This is a genomic window from Candidatus Symbiopectobacterium sp. NZEC135, assembly GCF_025962695.1.
The window spans coordinates 1-869 of record NZ_JAGFPF010000879.1 but is presented as its reverse complement, the minus strand read 5'-3'; the positions used below and the strand labels follow the sequence as shown (position 1 = coordinate 869).

The 869-nt window shown below is 57.5% G+C and carries 2 protein-coding genes; both read right to left on the bottom strand.

The window, feature by feature from the left end:
• On the bottom strand, positions 1-376 hold a 376-nt coding region (locus J5224_RS31150; RefSeq protein WP_319802520.1), incomplete at its 3' end, for a glycine betaine ABC transporter substrate-binding protein.
• A gap of 31 nt (positions 377-407) precedes the next feature.
• On the bottom strand, positions 408-869 hold a 462-nt coding region (locus J5224_RS31145; RefSeq protein WP_264628872.1), incomplete at its 5' end, for an ABC transporter permease subunit.

The window sequence follows — 869 nt, the reverse complement described above, 5'->3', positions numbered from 1 at the left end:
CCGCTGTCTTTTTATCGATCAGATAGCCTTGCGCTGCGCCACCGACGTAGACGCCATCGCGGTAAAATTTGGCATCACCACCAGCCGCTTTGTACATGTCTGCCTGAAGCGGATCCCAATTCACAGCGGTGAAGGTGGCATCGCCGGAAGCGATAGACATATAGGCTACGTTGTAATCGACTTCGCGAATCGGTTGCACGTCGTAGCCCAGTTTCTCCAGCGCACGGTTGACCAGCAGCGTCTGGAAGGTTTCTTCCGAAATCGTGCTCTGCACCGGCTGAACACTGACACCTTTGCCCGGCTGGTCGGCAGCATAGAGCGGCGAGCCTGCCAGCGCGGTAATCAGGGCCGCAGCCCCGAGTCCGGTTTTCTGCATCATGGTTTATCCCTCTTTATGTGTAATGTTATTAACGGGTGAACGGGCGCAGGATCAGCCCTAACGGACCGGTACGATACCAGCGTTGGTTACCACGGCTACGGCTGTCACGCCCCAGAGATTGCGTCAACCGATCCAGAATGATGGCGAGAATAACGATCCCGACGCCGCCCACGGCCGCCAGTCCCATATCCAGACGCCCGATACCGCGCAGCACCATTTGCCCCAATCCGCCCACTGCGATCATCGAAGCAATTACCACCATGGAGAGCGCAAGCATCAGCGTTTGGTTAACACCGGCCATGATGGTGGGCATTGCCAACGGCAACTGAACCTTGAACAGCATCTGGCGCGGGCTGGCTCCAAAGGACTCAGCGGCTTCTACCAGATCGGCGGGCACCTGACGGATACCGAGAATGGTCAAACGCACAATCGGCGGCAGCGCAAAGATAATGGTGACCACCACGCCGGGCACATTACCGATGCCAAACAG